The organism is Endozoicomonas sp. ALC013, assembly GCF_049310205.1.
GTDB lineage: Bacteria > Pseudomonadota > Gammaproteobacteria > Pseudomonadales > Endozoicomonadaceae > Endozoicomonas.
The window spans coordinates 1-1,134 of the sequence record NZ_JBLYNS010000402.1 but is presented as its reverse complement, the minus strand read 5'-3'; the positions used below and the strand labels follow the sequence as shown (position 1 = coordinate 1,134).

Genomic DNA, 1,134 nt, shown 5'->3' with positions numbered 1-1,134 from the left:
CGCAGCAGTTCCAGGCTGAATTCGCCGTTCACCTTCCAGCACTGCCACGCCACGAACGCTTCCACCTTCGCTTTGTCGGGCAAGCCCCTACTGCTCATCATGGAGGAAAAGACCCGCAGCAGTCCCAGGCTGAATTCGCCGTTCACCTTCCAGCACTCCCACGCCACGAACGCTTCCACCTTCGCTCTGTCGGGCAAGCCTTTGCCATGACACATGGAGGAAAAGGTCCGCAGCAGTTCCAGGCTGAATTCGCCGTTCACCTTCCAGCACTCCCACGCCACGAACGCTTCCACCTTCGCTTTGTCGGGCAAGCCTTTGCCTTGACACATGGAAGAAAAGGCCCGCAGCAGTTCCAGGCTGAATTCGCCGTTCACCTTCCAGCACTCCCACGCTTTGAGCGCTTCCACCTTCGCTCTGTCGGGCAAGCCTTTGCTATGACACATGGAGGAAAAGGCCCGCAGCAGTTCCAGGCTGAATTCGTCGTTCACCTTCCAGCACTCCCACGCTTTGAGCGCTTCCACCTTCGCTTTGTCGGGCAAGCCCCTGGTGCTCATCATGGAGGAAAAGGCCCGCAGCAGTTCCAGGCTGAATTCGCCGTTCACCTTCCAGCACTCCCACGCCACGAACGCTTCCACCTTCGCTTTCTCGGGCAAGCCCCTACTGCTCATCATGGAGGAAAAGGCCCGCAGCAGTTCCAGGCTGAATTCGCCGTTCACCTTCCAGCACTCCCACGCCACGAATGCTTCCACCTTCGCTTTGTCGGGCAAGCCCCTACTGCTCATCATAGAGGAAAAGGCCCGCAGCAGTTCCAGGCTGAATTCGCCGTTCACCTTCCAGCACTCCCACGCCACGAATGCTTCCACCTTCGCTTTGTCGGGCATGCCTTTGCCATTACACATGGAGGCAATCTGTTTCAAGCATGAGTTAGCAGCAACCGCCTGAATGTTTTCCTCGCTTTCTTCTGCAAACTTTTTTATCTGAGTCTTCGACTTTAGCATGCTGGTAAGGCAGCTGGTATTTGTAATCTGCTGGGGGTTTACAGCTAAAAAGAACGTGTTGGCCTTGGCAAAATAGCCTTTGAAAGTCTGAGAATCTTTAACAATGCTGAAGTTTTTTAACTTGGAAAAGAGGGAG

At 54.9% G+C, this 1,134-nt stretch carries 1 protein-coding gene; it reads right to left on the bottom strand.

Annotation, left to right across the window (positions count from 1 at the left end):
- Positions 1-1,134: hypothetical protein (locus ACO6V1_RS24130; protein WP_422469166.1), on the bottom strand; the 1,134-nt coding region annotated here is incomplete at both ends.